The following is a 433-nucleotide window of genomic DNA, read 5'->3' as shown; positions in this document are numbered from 1 at the left end:
CTGGTCGCGGGGCCAGCAGCAGGCCACCCCTGCGCGGTCGCGCTACATCACCTCCGGCGATCCCGCCGACCTCGCCGCGACGCGGCAGGCACTGCGGGAGCCGCCGGGCGATCTGCATGCCCGCCGCGCCCTGGAACAGGCCGAGCCGGACATTGCCGCGGCACGCCGGGGGTTCATCGAAGGCGGCAACGCCCGCGGTGACATCAACCGCCTGATCCTCTCCTACCGCTACCTGCGTGACCAGGCCTATTTCCGCGATGCGGTCCGCGTGTGGCGCGGCACCGATGACGACCTGCTGCAACTGGCCGCCATCACCGACCGGGTCCAGGCCGGACATGCCGCCGGCAGCCTGACCCCGGCGGTGGAGCAGGCCTTGCTGCACCGGGTGCAGGCGCTGGACCTGGGCATGCAGAACCAGGCGCGTGCATTCTCC

General features: G+C 72.3%; 1 pseudogene. It reads left to right on the top strand.

The features are described from left to right. A pseudogene (locus ACLFKU_RS44235) lies at positions 1-433 on the top strand (hypothetical protein); the annotation flags it as partial.

Origin of the sequence: Paraburkholderia sp. EG304 (assembly GCF_046543485.1) — a bacterium.
GTDB lineage: Bacteria > Pseudomonadota > Gammaproteobacteria > Burkholderiales > Burkholderiaceae > Paraburkholderia > Paraburkholderia youngii.
The sequence above is the reverse complement of the archived record's forward strand: the minus strand, read 5'-3'. Positions and strand labels throughout refer to the sequence as shown.